General features: G+C 71.4%; 19 protein-coding genes. 8 read left to right on the top strand and 11 right to left on the bottom strand.

Features of this window, described 5'->3' with window-relative positions:
* Window positions 1–72: 72 nt before the first annotated feature.
* Both ACIP79_RS01545 and ACIP79_RS01550 read left to right on the top strand, forming a co-directional pair.
* Window positions 73–1,893 carry a helix-turn-helix domain-containing protein gene (locus ACIP79_RS01545; RefSeq protein WP_401217759.1) on the top strand — a complete coding sequence of 607 codons (1,821 nt, stop codon included), beginning with the start codon at window positions 73–75 and terminating at the stop codon, window positions 1,891–1,893.
* Window positions 1,806–2,021, top strand: coding sequence for an SDR family oxidoreductase (locus ACIP79_RS01550; RefSeq protein WP_401219180.1), 216 nt, complete (start codon window positions 1,806–1,808; stop codon window positions 2,019–2,021). Before ACIP79_RS01545 ends, ACIP79_RS01550 begins: the two co-directional genes overlap by 88 nt.
* Before the next feature lie 561 nt (window positions 2,022–2,582).
* Here ACIP79_RS01550 and ACIP79_RS01555 read toward each other — a convergent pair.
* A complete protein-coding gene (locus ACIP79_RS01555; protein ID WP_401217762.1) occupies window positions 2,583–3,188 on the bottom strand; it encodes a TetR/AcrR family transcriptional regulator in 606 nt (201 codons plus the stop codon).
* Between the two features lie 134 nt (window positions 3,189–3,322).
* Between ACIP79_RS01555 and ACIP79_RS01560 the strand changes: the two genes are divergently transcribed.
* The 3 genes from ACIP79_RS01560 to ACIP79_RS01570 all read left to right on the top strand — a co-directional run bounded on the left by ACIP79_RS01560 (window position 3,323) and on the right by ACIP79_RS01570 (window position 8,459).
* On the top strand, window positions 3,323–5,458 hold the full coding sequence (locus tag ACIP79_RS01560; RefSeq protein WP_401217765.1) for an acyl-CoA dehydrogenase family protein: 2,136 nt from the start codon (window positions 3,323–3,325) through the stop codon (window positions 5,456–5,458).
* A 260-nt stretch (window positions 5,459–5,718) separates the two neighbouring features.
* Window positions 5,719–6,825, top strand: a complete 1,107-nt coding sequence (locus ACIP79_RS01565) for an NAD(P)-dependent alcohol dehydrogenase (protein WP_401217768.1) — start codon at window positions 5,719–5,721, stop codon at window positions 6,823–6,825.
* A gap of 125 nt (window positions 6,826–6,950) precedes the next feature.
* Window positions 6,951–8,459 (top strand): aldehyde dehydrogenase family protein, encoded by a 1,509-nt coding sequence (locus ACIP79_RS01570; protein WP_401217771.1) that lies wholly within the window; start codon window positions 6,951–6,953, stop codon window positions 8,457–8,459.
* A gap of 385 nt (window positions 8,460–8,844) precedes the next feature.
* Here the strand turns inward: ACIP79_RS01570 and ACIP79_RS01575 are convergent, their stop codons facing one another.
* The 4 genes from ACIP79_RS01575 to ACIP79_RS01590 form a co-directional block, all read right to left on the bottom strand.
* A complete protein-coding gene (locus ACIP79_RS01575; RefSeq protein ID WP_401217774.1) occupies window positions 8,845–9,120 on the bottom strand; it encodes a hypothetical protein in 276 nt (91 codons plus the stop codon).
* 657 nt (window positions 9,121–9,777) lie between these two features.
* Window positions 9,778–10,191, bottom strand: a complete 414-nt coding sequence (locus tag ACIP79_RS01580) for a Zn-ribbon domain-containing OB-fold protein (RefSeq protein ID WP_401217776.1) — start codon at window positions 10,189–10,191, stop codon at window positions 9,778–9,780.
* 52 nt (window positions 10,192–10,243) lie between these two features.
* Window positions 10,244–11,425, bottom strand: coding sequence for a thiolase family protein (locus ACIP79_RS01585; RefSeq protein ID WP_401217779.1), 1,182 nt, complete (start codon window positions 11,423–11,425; stop codon window positions 10,244–10,246).
* A gap of 69 nt (window positions 11,426–11,494) precedes the next feature.
* Entirely contained in the window at window positions 11,495–14,737 is a 3,243-nt protein-coding gene (locus ACIP79_RS01590; RefSeq protein WP_401217782.1) for a crotonase/enoyl-CoA hydratase family protein, read from the bottom strand.
* Window positions 14,738–15,016: 279 nt separating this feature from the next.
* On the opposite strand from ACIP79_RS01590, the gene ACIP79_RS01595 reads away from it, so the two are divergent.
* Complete coding sequence (locus ACIP79_RS01595) at window positions 15,017–15,931, top strand: LysR family transcriptional regulator (protein WP_401217785.1); 915 nt, start codon at window positions 15,017–15,019, stop codon at window positions 15,929–15,931.
* Window positions 15,932–15,985: 54 nt separating this feature from the next.
* Here the strand turns inward: ACIP79_RS01595 and ACIP79_RS01600 are convergent, their stop codons facing one another.
* The 4 genes from ACIP79_RS01600 to ACIP79_RS01615 form a co-directional block, all read right to left on the bottom strand.
* A complete protein-coding gene (locus tag ACIP79_RS01600; RefSeq protein ID WP_401217788.1) occupies window positions 15,986–16,123 on the bottom strand; it encodes a hypothetical protein in 138 nt (45 codons plus the stop codon).
* Between the two features lie 227 nt (window positions 16,124–16,350).
* Complete coding sequence (locus tag ACIP79_RS01605) at window positions 16,351–17,484, bottom strand: LLM class flavin-dependent oxidoreductase (protein ID WP_401217791.1); 1,134 nt, start codon at window positions 17,482–17,484, stop codon at window positions 16,351–16,353.
* 36 nt (window positions 17,485–17,520) lie between these two features.
* A complete protein-coding gene (locus tag ACIP79_RS01610; RefSeq protein ID WP_401217794.1) occupies window positions 17,521–18,696 on the bottom strand; it encodes an LLM class flavin-dependent oxidoreductase in 1,176 nt (391 codons plus the stop codon).
* The gene (locus ACIP79_RS01615; RefSeq protein WP_401217797.1) at window positions 18,696–19,628 is read right to left on the bottom strand and encodes an amidohydrolase family protein; all 933 of its coding nucleotides are present in this window, start codon (window positions 19,626–19,628) and stop codon (window positions 18,696–18,698) included. Before ACIP79_RS01615 ends, ACIP79_RS01610 begins: the two co-directional genes overlap by 1 nt.
* A 228-nt stretch (window positions 19,629–19,856) precedes the next feature.
* On the opposite strand from ACIP79_RS01615, the gene ACIP79_RS01620 reads away from it, so the two are divergent.
* Both ACIP79_RS01620 and ACIP79_RS01625 read left to right on the top strand, forming a co-directional pair.
* Window positions 19,857–20,504 carry a TetR/AcrR family transcriptional regulator gene (locus tag ACIP79_RS01620; RefSeq protein WP_401217800.1) on the top strand — a complete coding sequence of 216 codons (648 nt, stop codon included), beginning with the start codon at window positions 19,857–19,859 and terminating at the stop codon, window positions 20,502–20,504.
* Between the two features lie 59 nt (window positions 20,505–20,563).
* A complete protein-coding gene (locus ACIP79_RS01625; protein WP_401217803.1) occupies window positions 20,564–21,880 on the top strand; it encodes an MFS transporter in 1,317 nt (438 codons plus the stop codon).
* Window positions 21,881–21,892: 12 nt separating this feature from the next.
* Here the strand turns inward: ACIP79_RS01625 and ACIP79_RS01630 are convergent, their stop codons facing one another.
* Complete coding sequence (locus tag ACIP79_RS01630; RefSeq protein ID WP_401217806.1) at window positions 21,893–22,564, bottom strand: TetR/AcrR family transcriptional regulator; 672 nt, start codon at window positions 22,562–22,564, stop codon at window positions 21,893–21,895.
* Between the two features lie 4 nt (window positions 22,565–22,568).
* Entirely contained in the window at window positions 22,569–23,858 is a 1,290-nt protein-coding gene (locus ACIP79_RS01635) for an MFS transporter (RefSeq protein ID WP_401217809.1), read from the bottom strand.
* Window positions 23,859–23,860 lie beyond the last annotated feature (2 nt).

Below are 23,860 nucleotides of genomic sequence, written 5' to 3' on the forward strand. Positions count from 1 at the left end.
ATGTGCCGCTGAGGGGCAGCATGCGTGGGCGCGAGGACGGGTCGGCCACGGAGCGAGGTGAAGGGGTCGCCGGTGAACGAGCGGGAACCGGAGTTCGGCGCGCTCCTGCGACAGCTCCGGCTGAATGCGTACATGACCATGAAGGATCTGTCCGAGGCCTCGGGTGTGAGCGTCAGAGGCATCGGTGATCTGGAACGGGGAAGGCGCGCGGCGCCGCAGCGGCGGACGGTGGCCGCTCTCGCCGTCGGCCTCGGGCTGGACGAGGGCCGAAGCGATGAACTCCTGGTGGCCGCGCGGAGAGGCGCCGCCGCCCCGGACGGATCCGTCGCCGTCCGCACCTTTCCCCGCGGTATCAACGATTTCGTCGGCCGCGACCAGGAGCTGGCATGGCTCCAGGCGCGGGCGTCGGAGCAGAGGGACGACACGGGCGGTGCGGATCACCGGCCCGTGGTGGTGACGGTGTCGGGTCCGCCGGGCGCGGGAAAGACGACCCTCACCCTGCACGCGGCACAGGAGTTGGCGGATCGTTTCCCCGACGGCCGGATGGTCCTGGACCTGCGCGGTATGGACGACACCCCGGCCTCGACGGCCGAGCTCATGCTGAGCGTCTGCAAGGCCTTCCGCGTGGTGGACCAGGAACTCGCGACGGCCGGCCCCCAGGGACACGCCGCGCTCTACCAGGACCTCCTCTCCAAGAAGCGCTGCCTGCTGGTCCTGGACAACGCTCGGGACGAGGCCCAGGTGCGGGAGCTGCTTCCGGCGCACGGCACGGCAGTGGTGATGGTGACCAGCCGACGCATGCTCACCGGCCTGGACGGTGCGCACCGGCTGGTCCTCGGCGAACTGTCTTCCGGCGAGGCGATCGCGTTCCTCACCGCCATGATCGGGACGCGACGCGCGTCCACCGAGCCGTCCGCGGTCGAGGACGTGGCGCGGCAGTGCGCGTATCTCCCCCTCGCCCTGCGGGTGGCGGGGAGCTGGCTGGCCACCCGGACCGGCTGGACGGTGCGCAGGCTGGCCGACAGGCTCGCCGGGGAAGAGCGCCGTCTGGACGCCCTGGTCGCCGGCGACAGGGGGGTGGCGGCCGCGTTCGACCTTTCCTACCGTCAGCTCACGCCCGACGCCGCTCGCCTGTTCAGACGTCTCGCTCTGGTACCCGGCCCCGACGCGGGGTCGGCCTGTGCCGCGCAGCTGATCGGGAAGGACCTGTCCGCCGCGGAGGACACGCTGGAGGAACTGGTCGAGACGGGCCTGCTCGGTACGCACGGGAACCGTTTCAAGCTGCATGACCTGCTCCGCCTCTACGCACACGTCCGTCTCGACGCCGACGAGGAGGCGGGAGAGGCGGAGAAGGTCCGGGCCGATCTGTACCGCTGGCTGCTGGAGACCACCGTCGTCGCCGGCCGCTGGTTCGAGCCGGACCACGGCGCGCCCCCCGCGGACTGGGGAGGGCTGGTGGATCTCTCCTCGGCCGCCATGGCTCGCGACTGGCTGCGGACGCAGGGGGTGAACTGGCTGACCGCGCTGCGCGCCGCCGCGGAAGAAGGGGATCATGCTCTGGTGGTGGAGGTGGCCGAGTCCCTCCACTGGTTCTCCGACCAGTGGATCTTCTGGGGACACTGGCCCGAGGTGTTCGGCATGGCCGCGCTCAGCGCCAAGGCCCTGGGCGACCCGGTCGTGGAAGCGACTCAGCTCGACTATCACGCCTGGGCCGTACTCGTCTGCGAGAGCCGTCCCGAGGCGAGTCTGCCCCTGTCCGCCGCAGCCCCGGCGATCGCGGTGGTACCAGGGAAGGCGCCCGCGTCATCGCCACCGACGTCACCGAGGCACCCGGCTGCCGCCGCCTCGACGTCACCGACGAGAAGGAGTGGGCCGAACTCGCGGCCGAGCTGAAGGCGTCCTACGGGCAGGTGCACGGGCTGGTGAACAACGCCGGCATGGCGGTGGCGCAGAAGAACCGGTCTTGCAGCCCCTTGCCCGTGCCGGTGTTGATCGCCTCGCGGTCTCCGCCGTCACGGTAGGTGGTCCGCTCTCCGTTGACGTAGAGCACCGCGCGCCTTCTCCGAAGCGGCGTCTCCGAAGGCCACTGTGTCCAGGCGGTCGTGGGGGGGGGGGGGGGGCCCCCCCCCCCCCGGGGGGGGGGGCCCGGGGGGCCCCCCCCCCCCCACGACCCAGGGCAGGACGACGCACCAACGCCGTCAGGTGCCGCACGAATCGTCCCGCACGGGTGCGCGGTGTGCCCCCCGCGTCCGCTGACGCCATGTCCTCGGCCACAGACATCAATTTCTCGTCCAAGGGCCGCTACGACCCCACACCCGCCGACCGGCCGGCGCACCGCACGACGCCGCCCGCACCCTGTTCACCAAGACCCCGGCGGTCTCGGGCCGGCCGGCACCTTCGCGGTCGACCGCGGCCCCTTCCACCGCGCGCACCTGGAGATCGCCGCCGACGGGCGGCCACCGGCCTCGCCTTCCCGTCGCGTCCACTCGGTGCTCCCAGGCGTACGGCATGCGGGTGACCAGCGACGCCGGCTGCCGGTCTGCGACTTACCCACCACCCTCACCCGGCACCGGAACACACGCCTACGTGTCCGCCAGCACCGACGTCAGGACGAAGTCCACGAACCGCTCGGCATAGTCCATGACGTCCTCCGGCGAGAGGGGGCGCAGCGCCGCCGGGAGGGCCATCGCGTGATTCATCGCTCCACCGGCCAGCGCGTCGAGGAGGAAGGTGACTGACGTGCCCTTCGGAAGTTCCCCACTGCGGATGCCCCGCCGGACCATGGCACGGGCCGCGGTGATTTGCGCTTGCGCCAGCTCCTCGTGGCGCTTGGCGAGCTCCGGGTTTCCCCGCGCTTCGAACCCGAGCCGCAGGGCGGCCGGACCGCACTCACCCGCGTAGAGCTCCAATTGCTGCCGGACGAGCTGGACCAGGTCGCCGCGGACCGTACCCGTGTCGACGTCGGACACCCGCTCCAGGCGCTGGGAGAGGGCCTGGATGAGCAGGTCCTCCTTGTTGCGCCAGCGCAGATAGACGGAAGCCTTGCCGACGCCCGCCCGGCGGGCCACCGCCTCGACGCTGAAGGACGACCAGCCGTGCTGCCCGAACAGCTCGACGGCGGCGTCCGCGATCCGGCGGTCCACCTGGTCGTCGCGCGGCCTTCCCGGCATGGCCCTCGATGTAGTCATGGCGCCATTTTCCTACACGACCGCCCCCACACCTATTGCTGAACGCATCCCGTCCGTTTTACAGTCGGAGTTACTGACGGTTTCCGTTCAGTTAACGCCCGGCCATCGCGTCGGCCGACTCAGTGAGGACCCGCATGTCCACCGCACCCTTCACGCCCATGGACCACGACGAGATCTCTGCCTTCGCCGAAAGCGTGCGAGGCGGTCTGAAGCGGCACTGGGCCGGATCCACCGCCGCCGCCGCGACCGACCTCGCGAAGCTGTGGCAGACGGCCGCCGACAACGGCTGGCTCGAACTCGGTGCCGAAGGGGCCCTCGGCGCGACGGTCACCGCGGTGCGCGAACTCGGGCGCGTCGCCTGTCCGCTGCCCGTGATGGACTCCTTCGTCGCCGCCCGCCTGCTCGCCCACGACAAGGGACTGCTCGACGGCATCGGCCGGGGCGATATACGGGTCGTCGCATGTGTCGGTGACGGCACCGAGTCGCAGCTCCGCCACCTGGACGCGGCGCAGTGGGCCACCCACCTGCTCATCCTCCCCCCGGGCGGCGGCACCGCGGTGCTGCGCCCCATCGGGCGGACGGAGGACACGGCGGGCCTCGCAGTTCCGGCCTGGTCCACGGCGACGCCGGGTGCCCCGAAAGCCTCGGCCGAGGTGGACGCGGACGCCGCCGACGAAGCCGTGGTGCTGCTCCGCCTCCAGCTCGGCGTCCGGGCCCTCGCCGCCGCCGAACGGGCGCATGAGATGGCCGTCGAACATGCCAAGCAGCGCGTCCAGTTCGGCAAGGTCATCGGCGCCTTCGGCGCGGTACAGCAGCGCACGGCCACCTGCCAGATCGACGTCAGCGCGGGAAACCTGCTGATCGACGACGCCGTACGCGCCCTTGAGCAGGGACTGCCCGACCGACTGCTCTCCGCCGAGTTCGCCGTCGAGCACGCTCGCGCCGCGGCCCCCCGCGTCCAGCTCGGCGCACACCACACCCTTGCGGCCATCGGCTACTTCGAGGAACACGACGCCCCGTGGCTGTTCCGCCGCGTCCACGGCGACATCACCCGGCTGCAGACCCTGCCGCGCGCCACCGGCGACCTGGCCGACATCCTCGTCGAAGGCAGCGGATCGCTCCCGGCACGCGAACTCGGCGAGACGGCCGAGGCGTTCCGCACCGAAGTGCGCGCGCTGTTCGAGGAGTACGCCGACCGGATCGGCGGCGTCGGCCTGAAGCAGGACCCTGAGCTGACGAACGCGGTCGCGGAGCGCGGCTGGCTCGGATTCGCCTGGCCCGAGGAGGACGGCGGCCGAGGTGCCTCCCTGGCCGAGCAGGTCGTCCTGAGCGAGGAGAGCGCCTACCGGCGGGCTCCGGTCAGCAAGGCGCTGGGCGCGGTCCTGCTGCTGGGCAACTCCATCCGCAAGCACGGCACCCAGGAGCAGCGGGACACCTTCCTGCCCCTCATCCGGCGCGGCCGCCTTGCCTTCTGCCTGGGCTACAGCGAACCGGAGGCCGGTTCCGACCTGGCCTCGCTGCGCACGCGCGCGGTCCGCGACGGCGAGAACTGGGTGATCAACGGGCAGAAGCTGTGGACCACCGGGGGCCACGAGTCCGACTGGGTGTGGCTCGCGGTCCGTACCGACCCCGACGCCTCCCCCCGGCACGCGGGCATCACCATGTTCCTCGTCCCGATGGACACCCCCGGCATCACCGTGCAGCAGCACCGGGCACTGTCCGGCGAGATCTCCTGCACCGTCTTCTACGACGACGTGCGGGTGCCCGACAGCATGCGCGTCGGCGAGGTGAACGGCGGCTGGAAGGTCATCACCGACGCGCTGGCCGGTGAGCGCATCAGCATGGGCAACATCGCCGCCGCCCTGCACCGCCAGCTCGACGATCTGCTGGCTTTCGTCCGTGAGGACCCGGCGGGCCGGACGGGCCCGCGCGGCTCCCACTCCCGCGCCCTGCTGAGGGAACTGGCCGTCGGCGTTCAGGCCACCCGCGCGCTGGTGGCCGCCGCGCTCCGGGCGACCTCGGGTGACACCGGCGCGCGGCTGGCGGCCCCCATGGCCGGTGTCCTGGGCGGCGAACTCGCCGAGCGGTTCGGCCAGACGGTCCTGGAGATACTCGGCCCCGACGCCGCGCTGTCCGCGTCGGTTTCGGGCGTGCCCGGCGGCGGTGCCTTCGAGTACGGGCTGCGCCTGTCCGTCATGTACGTCGTCGGCGGCGGCACCAACGACATCCAGCGCGGCATCATCGCCCGCGGTCTGGGTCTTCCGCGCTGACCCGCCGCCCGCCGGCAAACCGGTCGGGTGACGCGTACGGACACATGCACATGAGGGAATCGGCAATGGTCAACCGCGGTTCCCGGTGCCAGCATCGACGTGAACAGAGGTTCACGCGGCTGACACGGGGACGTCACACGTACGGGGACGAGCCGTTCCCCGTCACCCACCCCTCCCGCGTCCACGGGCACGTCACGATGCCCCGCTTCCGCGCGCGACAGAGCGCGTCTCGCCGCAGCGTACAAAGGAGTACACGTTCCATGCAGATCACCGCAGCCCTTTCCCGGGGCCCCGAGTCGCCGTTCAGTCTGGAAGAGGTCACGCTTGGTCCGTTGCGCGCGGACGAGGTGCGGGTGCGAATGGTCGCCGCCGGCATCTGCCACACCGACCTCGTGTCGAAGGCCGGTGTGCCGGCGGCGCCCGCCGCGGTGTTCGGTCACGAAGGCGCCGGGATCGTGGAGGAGACCGGCTCACGGGTAGAAGGGGTGAGCGTCGGTGACAAGGTCCTGCTCACCTTCCGCAGCTGTGGCCGATGCCTCCCCTGTACGCAAGGGCGCCCTTCCTACTGCGTGTCCTTCGTCTCGCTCAACTCCTCCGGCGCCCGGCCGGACGGGACCTCGACACTGAGCCAGGACGGGGAGCCGCTGCGCGCCCCCTTCTTCGGCCAGTCCAGCTTCGCCACGTACGCGGTGGCCACCCGGGACAACGTGGTCGTCGTCGATCCGTCGACCGATCTGGTGGCCGCGGCCCCGTTCGCCTGCGGCTTCCAGACCGGTGCCGGCGCCGTCCTCAACGTGCTCGATCCGGGCGCCGATGCACGGCTGGTCGTCTACGGCGTCGGGGGTGTCGGCATCGCGGCCGTCATGGCTGCCCGGGCTCTGGGAGTCGGGACGGTCGTCGCCGTCGACCTGTCCGAGGAACGCCGCAGGACGGCGCTGGCCGTCGGCGCCACCGCCGCCTTCGACGGCCGGTCCGCCGACCTCGCGGAGCAGTTGGCGGAGATCACCGCGGGCGGTGCGACGCACGCCGTGGACACCACCGCCGTCCCTGCCGTGATCCGCTCGGCCGTCGCGTCGCTGGCACCGCTCGGCACGCTGGTCCTGCTGGGCCTCGGCGCACCGGAGGTGACCTTCGACGCAATGGACCTGATCAGCAACGGGAAGACGATCCGCGGCTGCATCGAGGGCGACGCGGATCCGCAGTCCTTCATCCCGCGGCTGCTCCGCCTGCAGGCAGCGGGCAGGCTCCCGGTCGACGACGTGGTCCGGCCCTATCCGTTCGCGGACATCAACGCCGCGATCGCCGACGCCGTCTCCGGTGCCGCGATCAAGCCGGTGCTCGTGTTCGACGAGCCCCCGGAGAGCTGAGGCGACCAGCGCGCAGCCGTCGCCATGTCCTGTCCCGCGATGCGGCACGACAGACGGCCGCCCAGCCCCCCTCGCTCGCCCTGCTCGCCCTGCTCGCCCTGCTCGACGTTCATGAAAGAAGCCTGATGTTGGCCAGTTCTGACACCACCCCCGCCTCCCCCGTTCCGCCGGAGGGCATTTCAGCCGCCGGGCTCCGCGAGCTGCTGGCCGCCCAGCAGCGTGCCTTCCTCGCGGAGGGGCCGCCGAGCGCGGAGGTACGGCGCAACCGGATCGACCGGCTGACGGCGGCCCTTCTGGAGCACGCCGACGAGCTGACGGCCGCACTCGCCGCCGACTTCGGCAACCGGCCCGAGGTGAACTCCCTCAGCAGTGACGTGCTCGGTTCGATGGGCGACGTGGCGCTCGTCCGCGCCGAACTCGAAGCGTGGATGGCGGACACCGAGATACCGGCCGCGGCCGACAACGGGCTTCCCACCTTCGTACAGAGCAGGCCCAAGGGTGTCGTCGGCATCGTGGGGCCGTGGAACTTCCCGGTCTCGCTGGTGTTCCAGCCGGCCGTCGAGGCGTTCGCCGCGGGCAACCGCGTCATGATCAAGTTCTCGGAGGTTCCGTCGCGTACCGCCGAGGTCTTCGCACGCGCGGTGGCCGGCCGGTTCTCTCCCGACGAGGCCGTGGTGGTACGCGGCGGTACCGAGACCTCCGTCGCGTTCTCCGAACTCCCCTTCGATCACCTCTTTTTCACCGGCTCCCCCTCTGTGGGACGGCATGTGGCGGCGGCGGCGGGGCGCAATCTCACGCCCGTCACCCTGGAGCTGGGCGGCAAGAACCCGGTGGTGGTCGGCCACGACGCCGATGTGCGCGTCGCGGCGGAGCGGGTCTCCGCGGCCCGCATGATGAACGGCGGGCAGCTGTGCCTGTGCCCCGACTACGTCCTCGTGCCGACGGAGAAGGTCGAGGAGTTCGTCGGCGCGTACCGGACGGCGATGAGCGGCTACTTCCCCGCCTTCCGCGAGAATCCCGACGTGGTCACGCTGGTCGACGACCGCAACTTCGCCCGTGTCGACGGCCTGGTCGAGGACGCCCGGTCCAAGGGCGCGGAGATCATCACGCTGGTTCCCGACGACGAACTCGCCTCTCTCCCGGACGCCGCGTCCCGGCGGATGCCGCCGACGCTGGTGCTGGGTGTCACCGACGAGATGACCATCGCCCACGAGGAGGTGTTCGGTCCGGTGATCGCCGTCCTCCCCTACGACACCGTGCATGACGCCGTCGAGTACGTCACCGCGCGCCCCCATCCGCTGGCCGCGTACTGGTACGGCGAGGACACCGCGGACTTCCGCGAGTTCGTGCACCGCACCACTTCCGGTGGCCTGACCCGCAACGACATGGCGCTGCACTACGGGATCGAGGGCGCCCCGTTCGGCGGCGTCGGGCAGAGCGGTTCGGGCGCGTACCACGGCAAGGTCGGCTTCGACACCTTCAGCCACCAGCGCACGATCACGCAGAGCTTGCTGCCGGTCGGCGTGGCTCCCTCGGCGATGCCGCCGTACACCGACGAGCGCCTGGCGCAGCTGCGGGGAGCGGTCGCGCGGAACCTCGCCGACGTCAGGAAGCGGCTGGGCGAGTCGGACTGACACACCGGGACGCACTTCGGGGCCCGCGGGTTCTCCCGCGGGCCCTGCTGTGTTTCGGGCGGTTCCGGCTCAGCGGCTCGCGTACCACTCGCGTTCCGCGAGGCGCTGGAGCGGCCTGCCAAGGGTGAGCCCCACCCACCGCATGGCCTTGTACCACGTGGCGCCGCTGATTCAGTCGTCCACCAGGCTGCCGGCTTTCGCCGTACTCGCGGTGGCCGCTCTGACGAGCACGTGGCTACGGTGGTCGGGCATGTCGGCCCGACCGCTGCTGTTTGGCAAGTTGGTTTTTCTGTGGGGCAGTATTTGTTGCGGCGCACCGACAGACGAAGGCGGCCGAAGTCCGGCAGTACGAAGACGCTGTCGACGAGCATCATGAAAACACCGCTCAGTCGCTGGTCGGCGAGCGGGCCGACGGCGAACGGCCGCGGGCCCGCGCCATGAGAGAGACGGGCGTGTCCCCGAGGACGAGTGCCAGGCCGATGAGGCCCGAGACCACTCCTGCGATCAGTACCGCCACGGAGCGCGGCGCGGCCAGGCTCTGCCGGGGGTCGCCGAGGACCAGGCCCCAGAACAGCGCACCGGTACAGAAGAAGAGGAGGAGGCCCGAGAACAGGCCTTCCGCCCCCCGTCCCCGTGAACGCCGTGTGCGCCTTCGGGTCACAGTCGGCGAACAGTGCCGCCGCGAACAGGAGCGCTGCCGACGGCAGCAGTGCCCTGACCACGCCGACGGGCAGGGTCCGCCGTCCCAGAAACAGCAGGGCTGCCACTACGAGGGGCGGAGCCGCGACCATCAGGAGCATCCCCTGTTCCATCATGACGAGATGCGAGGCGGCGGCGGCCGCCCTGACGGCCGGCAGCAGCGCGAGGACGCCTGCGATCGCTCCGAAGGCGACCGCGGTCAGGGCGAAGGTCGCCCGCCGTGACACGGCCCGTGCCCAACTGCCGCTCGGGGCAAGTCCGTTCAAGACGAACAGCGCGTCGGCGGCACACAGCACCACGAGCAGCGTCCAGAACACCAAACCGGTCGCGGAGGCCGGGTCGGCCATGGTGTGCGACAGGTGCACACCGGTGTCCCGCCCGTCCGTGGCGCGGTCACCGCCGGTGCCGGACGTCAGCGACCTCCGGCTCAGACCATGGCGCGGAAGACGAGGAGGGCAGAGGCGGTCTCGGCTACGGAGGCGACGGCGAGCAGTGCGAGCCGCCGCCGGTCGGGCGGCTGTTCCGGTGACATGACCGGGCCTCTGACTGAAGTGCCGATCGCTGTGTCGACTGCTGTGCCGACCGATGTGCCGGTGCCGGTGGACAAGGGCTTCCTGGCCTATGTGCCGTCGCCCAGCCGGAAGACGGGTACGGCCTCCGCGTCGGGCGTCGGGCGTTCGAAGGCCACGGTGACGGCCGCCCCCGTGGTCGGGGCGGTCTGCCCGGCGTCGACGACTCGTGCGTGCAGCCAGGGGCCCTCGGCCAGTTCGACGAGGCCGACAGTGGTGCGGGAGGCCGGGCCGCCGTCCTTGGGGGGCCTTCCGTGCACGGCGGTCCAGGAGATCAGGGTGCCGGTGCCCCGGGCGGGGGTCCAAGTCAGTTCCCCGGAGCCGCACGACGGGCAGGAGCGTTCCTGCGGGGCCCCGTACTCCCCGCAGGAGGCGCAGTGGCGGATCAGCAATTCACCGCGGGCCGTGCCGTCGAAGAACGTTGCCGTGTCGGCATCCCGCAGGACGGTGGGAACGGGGGGCATGGCGGGCCTTTCTGTGCGGCCGGCGCGGTCGGCCGGCGAAGAGGGGGCGGTGTCACGCGTGGGCGTGGGGGCTGAGCACCAGCGTCGAGTGGTGGTCCAGAATTCCGCCGTTGCCGCTGACCAGCACGGTGTCGTGGCGCGGCACCTGGCGTTCGCCCGCCTCGCCCCGGGCCTGGACGATCGCCTCGGACAGCGGTGTCATGCCCCACATGTAGTACGAGGAGAGCTGGCCGCCGCCGGTGTTCAGCGGCAGTGTCCCGGCCGGGCCGAGCGCGCCGCTTGAGACGAACGCACCGCCCTGTCCCTTCTCGCAGAACCCGTAGTCCTCCAGGGTGATGAGGACCGTGTAGGTGTAGCAGTCGTACAGCTCGACGACGTCGATGTCGCCGATGGAGACGCCCGCCATCTTCAGGGCCGCGGGACCCGACGTGGCCGCGCCGCTCACCAGTCCGAAGTCGCTTCCGCGGCGCATCGGATACCCCGGGTGAGACTGGCCCCAGCCGAGGACGTGCACCGGCGGCCTGCGCAGCGTCGCCGCACGTTCGGCGGTCGTGACGATCACGGCGATGCCGCCGTTGCTGACCAGGCAGCAGTCGAGCAGGCGGAAGGGGTCCGCGATGGGCCGCGAGGTCTGGTGGTCCTCGACGGTGATTTGCGTACGCAGCTGCGCGAGGGGGTTCTTGCCGGCCCACTCGCGCTGGGCGACGGCGATGTGGGCCAGCTGCTCGCTCGTCGTCCCGTAGGTGTCCATGTGACGGCGGGCGGCCATGGCGTAGAGCGGGTTGGCGCCCGCGATGCCCGCCGCGGCGTTCAGCCCGCGCCAGCCGGAGGCCGTGCGGCCTGCGCCGGAGTAGGCCGCGCCCGCCGACCGCTTCTCCTTCAACGGCGCGTCGGCGAAGACGCACGCCACGACCTCCGCCATGCCCGACCGCACGGCCATGGACGCGTACTGCACCATGGCGCCGGCGGTCGAGCCGTACGCCTGCACCTCGGAGAGCATGCGCAGGTCGCGCAGGCCGAGATCGCGCTGGAGGCCCAGTCCGACACCTCCTCCGACGCCCTGGCTGGTGAGCAGCCCGTCGATGTCGCTGAGGGCGAGCCCGGCGTCCTGTGCCGCGCGTCGTACGGCGTCGGCCGCGAAGTCGGCGGCGCCGCGCCCGTACACCTTTCCCATCTCGGTGATGCCCAGGCCGGCGATGGCCGGTCCACGGCCGGCGTTGTGTGTGACGGTCACGGGGATGCAACTGCCTTTCCCGGCCCGGGGAGCGGGCCTTCTGCATGGGACGGAGGAAGGTACGGGGGTTCAGCGGGCCTGCCAGACGGGGGCCCGCTTCTCAGCAAAGGCGCGGGGCCCTTCCTTCGCGTCGGCGGACCGCATCACCGCGCGGGCCTCGGCGTGGGAGTGGGACCAGCGGTCCTCCTCCGCGGCGACAGAGCCGTCCGAGATGCCCTTGGCGATACGTTTGCTGGCCTGGACCGCGAGAGGCGCGTTGGCGGCTATGCGCTCCGCGAGGGCCACGGCCTCCGCCAGCACGCGGTCCTGCGGTACGACGCGGTTGACGAGTCCCAGGTCCTTCGCCTCGGCGGCGCTCAGCGTGTCGCCGGTCAGGAGCAGTTCCATGGCCACCTTGGGCGGCAGCTGCGCGACCAGGCGGAAGGCGCCGCCGGCCGCGGCGATGATGCCGCGCCGTACCTCGGGCAGTCCGAAGGCTGCGGTGTCGGCGGCGACCACCAGGTCGCTGGCGAGCGCGATCTCCGTACCGCCGCCCAGGGCGAAGCCGTTGACCGCCGCGATGACCGGTTTGCCGATGGGGTGGTCGACGTATCCGGCGAATCCCCAGGCCTCGCGGCCCGGCGGGATGATGGTCTCGCCGCGGGCCACCGCCTTGAGGTCCGCGCCGGCGCAGAACGCCTTGTCCCCGGCGCCGGTCACCACGACGGCGCGTACGACGGGGTCGGCTTCGGCCTCCTCCAGGGCGGTGCCGAGGAGCAGGGAGAGTTCCTGGTCGACGGCGTTGCGGGCTTCGGGCCGGTTGAGGGTGACGACCCGGACGTGCCCTCGGTCCTCGACGAGGACCGCCCGCCGCGTGGCTTCGAGCAGTTCCTCCCGCTCCCGGTCCGCCATCACCTCAAGCACTCCGTCGGCGATGAGTTCGTCGGTCCGCTCCTCGCTGAGGCCCAGCAGTTCTCCGCTCAGCTCGCGGGTGTGCTGGCCCTGGAGGGGCGCGGGCCGAAGCGGCGGATCGGCCAGCCGCAGCGAGTGCGCGGGGCGGGCCTCGGTCGGCAGCGCCTCGCTCAGGGTGGGCTGGCGCAGCCGGGCGAAGAAGCCACGTTCGGCGAGGTGCGGGTCGGTGAGCAGTTCACCGACCCTCAGCATGGCCCCGGCCGGGACTCCGGCGCTCTGCAGGAGATCCATGACGTCGCGCGGGGCGCGCGAGCGCGTCCACTCTGCCACGGCCTCGGCGATACGGTCCCGGTGGGCGACGCGGCCGGCCGCGTCGGCCAGGGCCGGGTCCGCCGCCAGGTCCTGCCTGCCGATGGCCGCGCAGAGCCGCCGCCAGTCCGCGTCGTCCCGTACGGACACCACGCACCACTCGTCGTCGCCTGCACACGGGAAGACCCCGTCGGGCGCGTCGGAGCCGAGTTGCCCGGCAGCAAGGGAGCCGGGGCTCAGCCACTCGCCGAGCAGCCGGTCCGCCAGGGCACCGAGGATGATCTCGGCCTGGGAGATGCTGACCGTGCCTCCCGTGCCGGTCCGGTGCAGCCTGATCAGCTGGGCGAGCACGGCGGCGGCACCGACGCGGCCGACCACATGGTCCGGGTAGATGGTGACCGCGTCGCTGTGGCCCTGGCCGGGTGAGTCGGGGTACCGCCACAGGTCGCTGAGACCGGTCGCCGCCCGCACCAGCGGACCGTAGCCCATGCGCTTGCTCCAGGGGCCGCTGGAACCGAGGGCGCTGCTGTCGGCCATCACCAGGCGGGGGTTGATCTCGCGGAGGGTCTCGTAGCCGAGGCCGAGGGACTCCAGGGTGCCGGGCTTGAAGTTGGACAGCACCACATCGCTCTCCGCGACCAGCCGCTTGAACAGCTCGACGCCGTCGGGGGAACGCAGGTTCAGCCCGAGGCTGCGCTTGTTGCGGTGGCCCCAGGAGCTGGAGGCGGTGATGACCTCACCGGTGCGCGACTGCCGGCCGCCGTCGGGGAACGCCTTGTTCTCGACCTTGATGACGTCGGCGCCGTGGTCGGCGAGCAGCCTGCCCAGTTCGGCTCCGGCGACGATGACACCGAGATCCAGGACGCGCAGGCCGGCCAGCGGGTGCCGCCGCCCGGTGGCACCGGCGCCGATGGCGGCGGTGCTGCCCCAGTTGCCGGGCGCGCGCGGTTCGGTCGCGGGGGCGCCGAGTATCTCCTCGTTGTGCTCCCCCGGCAGGGGCGCGCGGTGGCGCAGGCCTGCCCGGTGGCCGTCGACCTCCAGGAAACCGGTGGGCATGCGGCCGTCCAGGCCCGGCGCCACCTCCACGTCCTGCAGCGCACCCCGCGCCAGATAGTGGTCGGCGCGCAGGACCTCACCGGCGTCGAGCAGGCCGGCGATCGGAACACCGTGGCGCTGTCCCTCGGCCGCCAGGTCGTCGCGGGTGCGGTCTCGGAAAAGTTCGCCGATACGGGCGTGGATGCGGTCCGCCTCCTTGAACCGCACTCCCAGCTGTTCGTAGCGCGGGTCGGCGAACTCCTCCGGCTCTCCCATCCAGGCGCGCATTCCACGCCACTGGCGCGGGCTGAGCACGCAGATCCGCACCGATCCGTCCGCGCAGGGAAAGATCGGGTACATGTGTCCGGCGGAGGGCCTGCCCCGGGGCAGGTCAACGGCACGCAGCCCGCCCGTGGCGGAACCGCCGATACCGAACCCGGGGTCGATGACCTGGGCGATGCCCTCGTGCAGGGAGAAGTCGATGTGGTCGCCCAGGCCTGTGGTGAGGGCGGAGAAGTGGGCGAGGAGCGCGACGTACGCGGCCTGGAGGCACGCCGATTCGGCGCCCAGGGAACCCGGCGGAGGCAGGGGCGGGCGGCCGGGCAGCCCGGAGCGGCACAGCGCCCCGCCGAGTGCGGCGTGCACGGCGTCCGTCGCCACGTGGTCGCGGTACGGGCCGGTTAGCCCGAAGTCCGTGATGGTGAGCAGGACGATCGCGGGGTTGCGGCGGGCCAGGGACGCGTGATCGAGGCCTTCGCCCCGGGCCCGGTCCGACTCGATCCAGATATCGGCCCTGTCCAGGAGCCGCAGCAGGGCGGCGCGGCCCTCGTCGGTCTCCGTGTCGAGCGTCAGGCCGCGCTTGTTGGCGTTGTGGGTGGCGAAGTAGAGGCTCGTCCCGTCGTGCAGGGGTGCGCGCCGGCGTGCCGCCGCTCCGCCCGGGGGTTCCACCAGGATGACATCCGCGCCCAGGTCGGCGAGGAAGCGCCCGGCTGTCTCACCCCGGCCGTCCGTGGTGTCCACCACGGTCAGACCGCGCAGCGGTCCCCGCCGCGCGCCGTCGTCCGCTGTTCGCGTCATCCGCTCCTCCAGAGCCTGCCAGGCATGGCGTCCTGACGGCTCGACCGAGCCGTTGACGTACCTGCGTGTGAGGGGCGTACGGGTGGCAGGGACGTCGCCCGTACCGTTTCGTACGCATGCCACGCGTGTGCTTCGTATGAACACCGCGTTACGCCTTCAGCGTGGCCCCCGGTCAGGACACATGTACATGTCCGATTCAGTGACGTGCTCGTGTGCGAAGCCGCAACGTGGCCGGGGGCCTGCGTCAGTGGTGGCCGGGGTTGGTGTTCTACTGAGCCGGTGGACATCCAGCAGCTCCGGTACTTCCTGGCGGTGGCGGACGAACTTCATTTCGGCCATGCGGCGGAACGGCTCCACATCACGGCCTCCCCGCTCAGCCGCAGGATCCGCGAGCTGGAGCAGGAGTTGCGGCGCGATCTCTTCGTCCGGGAGCACCACCACGTCGAGTTGACGCAGTTCGGCGAGCTGTTCAGAGAGCGCGCACAGGACGCGGTGAATGTCTTCGACACGCTGCGCGGGCTTCCGGACGAGCATGTGGATGTGCCCCGGTGCCGGATCGGGGCGGCGCCGCTGGCACCGGCGGTGGTGCTGGACCGGGTGCTTGAGACGTACCACCGGGTACTGCCGGACGCCGATCTGCCGGTGACCCTCGCGCCTTCGGCGGAGACGCTGGTCATGTTGTCCGCGGACCGTGTCGACCTCGCGGTGGTGCACCTGCCCGTGGACACGGAGGGGGTGGAGAGCCTGTTGCTGTCACGCGCGCCCTACGGCGTCGCGATGCGGTCCGATGACGCCCTCGCCGGCCACAGCTCGCTCAGGCTACGTGATCTGAGGCAACGACAGGTCCTGGTGACTTCGCCCAAGGTGCACCCACAGGTGATGGGCGAGACGCGGACCGCTCTGCTGGAGGCAGGTGTCACCCGTCATGTCCCACTGCCGCACAACGACGTCGTGCAGATGGCCGCCCATGTGCTGCGCACGGGGGTACTCTCCCTCACGACCATGAGTGCCGACACCCCTGCGGCACGCATCTTCGCCCCTCCGCACTTCACCGTCGTTCCACTCGACGAACCGGCGCTGGTACTGCGGGCCGGCATCGCGTGGCGGCCGAAGGCCGAGAGCCGCGTACCGGGGCTGCGGACTGTCGTGGACGCCTTGCGCATGCGGTACGGCACGCGGCCTTCGAGCCCGTGACCCGATCGCGGCCCGGAGGATGCTCCCCTCCGGTGAGGTACCGGCGGCCGCCCGTCACCGCACCTGGGCGGCCTTGCCGAGGAAGGCGTCCGCGTACGTATGCAGCGCCGCCCCAACCACCTCGACGCTGTCGCCCGGTGGCCACCACGAACGAGGTGACTCCGGCGTCCTGGAGCCGGCCCAGGTAGTCACGGTGTTCCTCGTCGGAGCCGCCCGCTGCCATGTAGCCGCTCGCCGGGGTCTGGACCTGGAAGTCGAGGCCGGCGTCCGGCCCCTGCTCGGCCTCGGCCCGTCCCCGCACTTCGGTGATACGCGCGGCGAGTTGGCCGAGGCGGGCAGACGCCGTGGCCGACCGGGGAACACGTCGGCGCCCCGGGCGAGGCCGGCTGCTCGGCCGGAGCCGACCACCGGACCGCCGGTCAGACGGTTCGTATTTCTTCTCCACCCGGGGCGGCGATCGTGTCGACTCCCAGGCGGGGCATGACCTCCTCGGTGAACAGTTGGAACGAGCGGCGGAAGACGTCGGGATCGTCGAGCGAGCCGAAAACGAAGCGCAGGTGCACGTGCGGCAGGCCGGCCGCCCGGTAGCCGGCCAGTTCGGCGGCGACCGTCTCCGGGCTGCCGACGACGACGGTGCGGCGCAGAAAAGCCGCCTGGCTCTCCGGGACCCCCATCGCGGGGGCGAACGGGCCGGGGTCCGACCGGTAGATCCTGCGCAGCGGCCAGCCCTCCTGGGCGGGATCGCGCCGGACCCACGGCGCCATGACCATGGGGCCGGTGAGCAGGTGCTCAGCCGCCTTCCATGCCTCGTCGTCCGTCTCGCCGACAAGGACGATCTTGGTGTGGATGAGCCAGCGCAGGTTCTCCTCGACCAGACCGGCCGGATGCCCGGCCTCCTCCATGCTCGTACGGTAGAGCGCCGCCAACCGGGCGGCGCCACCGGGATCGAAGGGCCCGAGGTGGACCTTCTGCCCCTGTCGGCCCGCCTCGACGATCTTCGCCGGGGTGTTCGTGCCGATGGCGTACAGCGGATGCGGCAGCCGGTACGGGGCCGGCATGATGCGGCCCTCCATGACGCCGTGCTCGTCGTCGGTGGCGAACTCCAGGGGCCCGTCCTCCACCTGGTGCGCCCAGGCCCTGAGCATCACCGCCAGCTTCTGGTCGAACAGCCTGGCGCGCTGTTCCGGCGCCAGGTCGTGCTTGTGCCAGACCTTGCCCTCTCGTGGTCGCCCGCCCGACATGCCCAGGATGAAACGGCCACCGGTGAGCTGGTCCAGCAGATTGGCCCGCTCGACCATGAACAGCGGATGGTGCAGGACCAGGGGTACGACGCTGGTCCCCAGGTAGGCCCGCCGCAGGCGTCCCGCCAGGAACGCGGCCATGGTCAGGCCGTCGGCGTACGGTTCGTAGTTGTTGAAATGCTGTTCACCGACGTAGACCGCGGTGAAGCCGGCCGCGTCGGCCGCGACCGCCTGCTCGATGCCGAGGGTGATGGCGAGCCGGTCCTCGTGCGGGCCACGCACGCCCGGGCCGAGGAACAGGGAGAAGTACATGGTGCTCCGTTCAGGTCGTCCGGCAGCGCGCGGGCCTCACCGGAACAGGTGCGCCAGCTCGGCGGTCGCGGCACCGGTGCCGAGGTGCTCGGGACGGATGCGCTCGCGCGCCGGTCCGGGAATCTGCCGGGCGCCGACCAGGGGCATGACCTGCTCGGCGAAGAGGTTGAACCCGCGCCAGGCCTCGGCCGCGTCGAAGTCGCCGTAGACGAAGCGGGCGTTGATGCCGGCGACGCCCGCGTCGGCGTACTCGAGCAGTTGGCGGGCCACGGTCTCGGGGCTGCCGACGACGGCGGAGGCCTGGATCCACTCGGGTGCGGTGAACGTGCTGTTGGCGATGTCGACCGGCCCTTCGACGGTGTCGTCCCACAGCTCCTTCATGGACCGGGTGTCCGCCAGCTTGCGCCGGGTGGCCACGGAGTAGGTGAAGTTCATGAAGCCCCGCAACTGCCGCTCCGCGATCCGCCACGCCTCCTCGTCGGTGTCGGCGATGACGATCGCCTTCGTCACGCTCGACAGCGCGAGGCACTCCGTGCGTACGTCGTCCGGGTGCGCGGCGGCGTCGAGCGCGTCGCGGTAGATCTTCATCTTGCGGGCGGCCTCGGCCAGGTTGTAGCGCCCCAGCGCGACGGGCCAGCCCTGCGTACCGGCGCGCACGATGGTGGCGTCCGTGTTGGTGGCGAATCCGATGACCGGGTGCTGTCTGCGGTACCCGACCGGCATGACCCGCAGCGCGAGGACGCCCTCCTCCAGGTCGGTCCGCCATTCCAGCGGTTCGTCGCCGGGCTCCTTCGCCCACGCCCGCAGGGCCACCTCGATCCGTTGCAGCGCCACCTCCTTGCCGTAGGACGCGGGGACCCCCCACTGCGACGCGATGAAGGGCAGGTGGCCGGTGGACAGGCCGAGGAAGCACTTGCCGCGGGTGAGCAGGTCGATGAGGTTGGCCTGCTCGGCCAGCGCGATCGGGTTGTGGTAGGCGAGGTTGACCACGGTGGTGCCGAACCAGGCCCGTTCGAGGTGGCGGGCCAGCTGCGCGCCCATCATGAACGGCGAACTGTAGGGCTCGTAGCCGGTGAAGTGCTGCTCGCCGACGTTGACCAGCGCGAAGCCCGCCTTGTCGGCGGCAAGCGCCATGTCGTGGCAGAAGTCGATCAGCGGCAGGTCGTCCGCCGCTCCGCGGCCGGTGGGCCCCAGGAAGCAACCGATGTACATCAGAGCACCTTCTTTCCGAGGAGGTCCGCTCCGCGAGCGAGCACCGCGTCCACCTCGGACGGGGTCAGCCGGCTCCGGAGTTCGTTCGTGACCCGGGTGGCGCTGCCCCACGGGGTGTCCGACCCGAACACGAGCCGGCCGACCGCGTCGGCCTCCCGGGCGGCCAGGGTCAGCACCGGGTCGATGGACGACGTGTCGAACCACAGGCCGTCCAGCGCCGCGAGCACCCCGGGCGCGTCGAAGCCGTTGCCGTGCTGGGACCCGCGCTCGAGGCTCTCGGCGAGTTTCGCCCGGGCCACGAGGAGGGTCCCGCCCATGGCGCCGACCAGCAGCCGGACGTGCGGGAAGCGCGTCATGACCCCGGCGAGCGCGAGCCGCGTGACCGCGATCGCCGTCTCGGCGGGTGATCCGAACACTGGGCCGAGCAGCATCGGATGGTCCGCCACACCCACTCCGAGACCGTTCGCGACTCCCGGATGGAGGTGGACGACGGCGGACCGGGCGTCCAGCTCGGCCCAGAGCGGATCGAATCGTGGATCGTCGAGCGGGACTCCGTCGGCCGAACAGCCCAGGCCGATCCCGTCGAAGCGCAGGTCGTCGAGGCAGCGGACCGCCTCGGCGATCGCGTCGTCCGGGTGCGGCAGCGGCACGGCGGCGAAGGCACGGAGCCGGTCGTCGTGGTCGGCGACCGTGCGGGCGTACAGGTCGTTGGCGAACCGCGCGCCCTCGACGGCGGCCCGGCGGTCGGACCAGTACGGCTGGACCGCGCCGAGCCCCAGCACCTGCCGGTCCACGCCTGCTTGGTCGAGATCGGCGATACGGCGGGACTGGTCCTCGGAGTGCCGAAGCGGGTACGGACGTCCGCTCAAGGCGGTGAAACGTTCACCCAGCACGGTCGGCAGGTGATGGGCGTGCACATCGACGGTGACCAAGTGTTGCCTCCACGGCCTGCGACGGTCCTCGGCAGTTCTGACGGTTCTGCGGCTTACGGTCCCGACGGCCCTGTGATCGGCCGTCAGCGGTCCTGACGGCTTTTCACGTCTGCCCCGATCGAGAAACCAGACTGGACTGGTTCAGTTTGGTCTGTCAAGATTCCTCCACCGCCGACCACCCGGCGCGGCCCGACCCACACCGGCACGCGCTTTCCGAGGAGACACCCCATGGCCGACGCACTCCGTGCACCGCAACAGGACCGGAGCCGCGACAAGCTCGAACGCATCTACGAGGTGAGCGTCGAGCTGCTCGTCGAGGGCGGCTGGGACGCCGTCACCGTCGGGAGCGTGGAGCGGCGCTCAGGTGTCAGCCGCGGAGCGTTCTACCTGCGCTTCCCCCATCGTGAGGCCCTGCTCGACTACACCCGCCGACGCCTCGTCGCGACCGTCGGCGAGGACCAGGACGCGGCCTTCGAGAGGGCCCGGGCGGCGGGCGCGCGAACCCTCGACGAGGCCGTTCTCGTCGCCGTGGAGGCCATCGCCCACGTCTTCCGACGGCACGGCCCGGCCCTGCTGCGACTGGACCGGCAGGAGGAGGAGAACGAGGCGGAGAAGGGGGCCGGCGCGACGGCGATGAACCGGCTCAGTGAGGAGTTCCGGTCCGTCCTCGAACCCGTCACCGGGACCGGGACCGGCCGGACGGGACGGGCGCACCTGGAGTTCGCGATGGAGATCGTCTTCTCGATGCTCGTGCTCAAGGCCCGCCCCCGCGTCACCTTCTCCGAACACACCGAGCGCGACTGGGAGTCGTTCATCCACATGCTGTCCGGCGCGGTCACCGACTTCCTGCGCGCCCGGATCCCACTGCCCGGCTGACGGCCACGGCTGGCACATCCGCGGGGCCGACCGTTCCCCTCAATGTCGAGGAGCCGACGATGACCACGGACCAACCCCTGCTCAGCCACGATGCGTCGAAGTCCCCTCCGCAGGGCCGGCCGGGACGCGGGTTCGTCGTCACCTTCGCCCTGGCGAGCCTCGGGCTGTGGATCGCGACACTCACGCCCGTGATCGTGTCGCTGCCCCTCAAGGTGGCCGAGATCAACCCCGACCGCAGTTCGCAGGGGACCACTCTGTCCGTGGTGCTCGGCGTCGGAGCGGTGTTCGGGATCCTCGCGAACCCGGTCTTCGGGCGCATCTCCGACCGCACGACCTGGCGCGTCGGCATGCGCAGGCCGTGGCTCGTGATCGGGGCACTCCTGTCACTGGCCGGTGCGGTCGTGCTCGGCCTCTCCTCGGACGTCGGCCTCGCCACCGTCGGATGGTCCATCAACCAGATCGGCGTCAACGCGACCATGGCGGTCCTGCTGGCGACCATGCCCGACCAGGTCCCCGCCGAGCACCGCGGCCGGATATCGGGACTGTTCGGCGTCACCCAGGCCGTCGCCGCCGTACTCGGGGTCGCCCTCGTCGGCGGCCTCTCGCAGGTCTCGCTCATGCTGGCGATCATCGTCCCGACCACGATCGCGCTCGTACTCGTCACCATCGCCGCCGTCGTCCTGCCCGACAGGCGGTTGACGAGAGCGGAGCGGCCCGCGTTCAGCCTCCGCGAGTTCGCGGGCAGCTTCTGGGTGGACCCCCGCAGGTTTCCCGACTTCGGCTGGGCATGGATCAGTCGATTTGCCATGTTCATGGCAATATCGTTCGTGCTGAACTACCAGATCTTCTACCTGACCTCCCACCTCGGCCTGACCGAAGCGGAGGCGACGGACCTCGTACCGGCGGCCATCGGCATCCAGACGGTCGTGGTCGTCCTGGTCAGCATGACCGTCGGACCGCTCTCCGACCGGCTGCGCCGACGCAAGGTGTTCGTCCTCGCGTCCGCCCTGGTCGCGAGCGCCGGCCTGGCCATCGTCGCGTTCGCACCGCCCGACCCCGCCTCGGTGCCACTCTTCCTTCTGGCGATGGCGCTCCTCGGGCTGGGCCAGGGCACCTACTTCGCGATCGATCTCGCACTCGTCGCCGACGTGCTGCCGAACAAGGACCAGGACGCCGCGAAGGACCTCGGCGTCCTCGGCATGGCCAACCTCATCCCGCAGTCCGTCGCTCCCGCCTTCGCCCCTCTCTTCCTGGCCGTGCCGCTGTTCTCCCTCACCGACCGTGCCGGGCAGAACTACACGGCGCTCTTCCTGGTCGGGGTGCTGTTCGCGGTGGGCGCCGGGCTGACGATCCTGCGGGTCCGGGGTGTGCGGTGAAACGGGCCGGCGTCAGACCTTCCTCGGCGCCAGTTGGGCCGTCAGCGTCGTCAGGAGGACGTCGAACGCCGCGATCGTGTCGATGTCCGGCTCCAGCAGCCACTGGGTCTGCAGCCCGTTGATGGCCGCCGCGACGAGCGTACTGACAGCCTCCACGTCGGTGCCGGGGGCGATCTCGCCGTCCGCGACGCTGCGCTCCAGTCGCACCCTCACCTCCGCGCGTACCAGCTGGGACCGGCGTGCGGTGTAGGCGAGGGCGGCCGGGTTGCCGGCCGCGGCCTCGCCTTCCAGCACGTGGATGAGCCGCAACGGGACGCGCGACGCGGGAGAGCGGCCGAGGAAGGCGGCCAGTTCCCGCATGGCGGGCAGACCGTCGCCCGTGAGGTGCCGCTCCACCTGCGCCCTGCCCCAGGCGTGCAGTTCCTCGATGACGGCCTCGAACAGGGCGTCCTTGGAGGGAAAGTGGTGCAGGATGCCCTGGCGGCTGAGCCCCACGCGCTTGCCGATGTCGGCCAGGGTCGTCTGCGCGAAGCCGGCCTCGGCGAAGACGATCATCGCCTCCTGGACGATGCGGGCCTTGTGCCGTGCGCTCTCCTCAAGCTGGCGGGCGGAGCGGTTGCGGGGCCGGCCGGCTTCCCTCGGCGTACTCGACGAGGCTACCGACTCGTCAGTCTGTTCTGACATGTGATCAGCGTACGCCACGTACCGGGACGATGGTCACGGCGCTGGCGACCGCGAAGGCGGTGCCGGCGAGGAAGAGCGCGGTGTAGTTGTCACCACCGCCCAGTCCGATGAACACGGGCGCGAAGGCGGGTGCGATCGACTGGGGCAGGATGTTGGCGATGTTGATGACTCCCAGGTCCTTGGCCGCACGCGTGCGGCTGTCGGGCAGGACGTCGGTGACAAGGGCGAGGTCGACGGCGAAGTAGACGCCCTGCCCCAGACCGACGAGTGCCATGGCGCACAGGAACCAGGTGACGGACTGCCCGAGGGCGAGGGTGAGCAGACCCGCCGCGCCGATCGCCGCGGCCGTCACGACGAACGGTTTACGTCGCGCCAGACGGTCCGACAGCCAGCCGAAGAGGTAGCTCCCGACCACCACCACACCGGTCTGTACGGCGATCCCGACGGCGACCATGCGGGTGCTCTCGTCCTTGCTGAGTCCGAGCTGGTCGGTGAGGTAGTACACCTGGTAGTTGAGGACCGAAGAGATCGCCATGAAGATCATGAAGCGGCTGAGCCAGGCCCAGGCGAAGTCCGGGTGGCGGCGCGGGTCCACCCAGAAGCTGTGCAGCAGCTCGCGCCAGGAGAACGGCGAGCGGGCGGGCCCCTTCAGCCGCCGGTCGGGGAGCACGGCCACGAGCCATCCGCAGGTCGCGCAGGCGACCAGGCCGGGGATCACGAAGGCCATCGCGGAGTGCGGGCCGGTGATCTGGGCGAGGGCCGCGCCGCTGACGGCCGCCAGTGCCTGGCAGACACCCAGGACGCCGGAGACCAGGCCCCGGCGGGGAGCCGGTACGTGGTCCGGCAGCAGCGCCAACATCGTGGCGAGCATGGCGTTGAACGCGGCCTGCGTCACGCACCAGCCGAGCAGGAGGACCGGCAGGCTGGTGGCAGTGCCTGTCACGACGAGCCCGCCGGTGCCGGTCACCACGCTTCCGACGAGCCAGGGGCGTCTCCTGCCCCAGCGGGAGGTCGTGCGGTCGCTCAGCTGTCCGAAGATCGGATTGCAGAGCAGGCCGAGCACGGCCCCGGCACCGAGGACGGCGGAGAGCGCCGTCTCCTTGCCGTCGGGCGCGATGCGTTCGACCTTGACCGCCAGGGTCAGGATGACGGGGGTGAGGATCGCCATCCACATGCCGAGCGTGGCGGCGGCGTAGGGGGCGAGGAAACGGGCGGGTACGCGGTGGGATTCCGGTGGCACCACCGGTTTCGCCGCGGCCGGGGCGGCGGTGCCGTCCGGGGCGTCGGTGGACAAGG

This window comes from Streptomyces sp. NPDC088747 (assembly GCF_044751025.1).
Taxonomy (GTDB): domain Bacteria; phylum Actinomycetota; class Actinomycetes; order Streptomycetales; family Streptomycetaceae; genus Streptomyces.

Bases quoted from the DNA above. Each gene is read 5' to 3' on its own strand.
- ACIP79_RS01555 (WP_401217762.1), bottom strand. From the start codon at position 3,188: ATGACTACATCGAGGGCCATGCCGGGAAGGCCGCGCGACGACCAGGTG.
- ACIP79_RS01560 (WP_401217765.1), top strand. From the start codon at position 3,323: ATGTCCACCGCACCCTTCACGCCCATGGACCACGACGAGATCTCTGCC.
- ACIP79_RS01565 (WP_401217768.1), top strand. From the start codon at position 5,719: ATGCAGATCACCGCAGCCCTTTCCCGGGGCCCCGAGTCGCCGTTCAGT.
- ACIP79_RS01570 (WP_401217771.1), top strand. From the start codon at position 6,951: ATGTTGGCCAGTTCTGACACCACCCCCGCCTCCCCCGTTCCGCCGGAG.
- ACIP79_RS01580 (WP_401217776.1), bottom strand. From the start codon at position 10,191: ATGCCCCCCGTTCCCACCGTCCTGCGGGATGCCGACACGGCAACGTTC.
- ACIP79_RS01590 (WP_401217782.1), bottom strand. From the start codon at position 14,737: ATGACGCGAACAGCGGACGACGGCGCGCGGCGGGGACCGCTGCGCGGT.
- ACIP79_RS01605 (WP_401217791.1), bottom strand. From the start codon at position 17,484: ATGTACTTCTCCCTGTTCCTCGGCCCGGGCGTGCGTGGCCCGCACGAG.
- ACIP79_RS01610 (WP_401217794.1), bottom strand. From the start codon at position 18,696: ATGTACATCGGTTGCTTCCTGGGGCCCACCGGCCGCGGAGCGGCGGAC.
- ACIP79_RS01620 (WP_401217800.1), top strand. From the start codon at position 19,857: ATGGCCGACGCACTCCGTGCACCGCAACAGGACCGGAGCCGCGACAAG.
- ACIP79_RS01625 (WP_401217803.1), top strand. From the start codon at position 20,564: ATGACCACGGACCAACCCCTGCTCAGCCACGATGCGTCGAAGTCCCCT.
- ACIP79_RS01630 (WP_401217806.1), bottom strand. From the start codon at position 22,564: ATGTCAGAACAGACTGACGAGTCGGTAGCCTCGTCGAGTACGCCGAGG.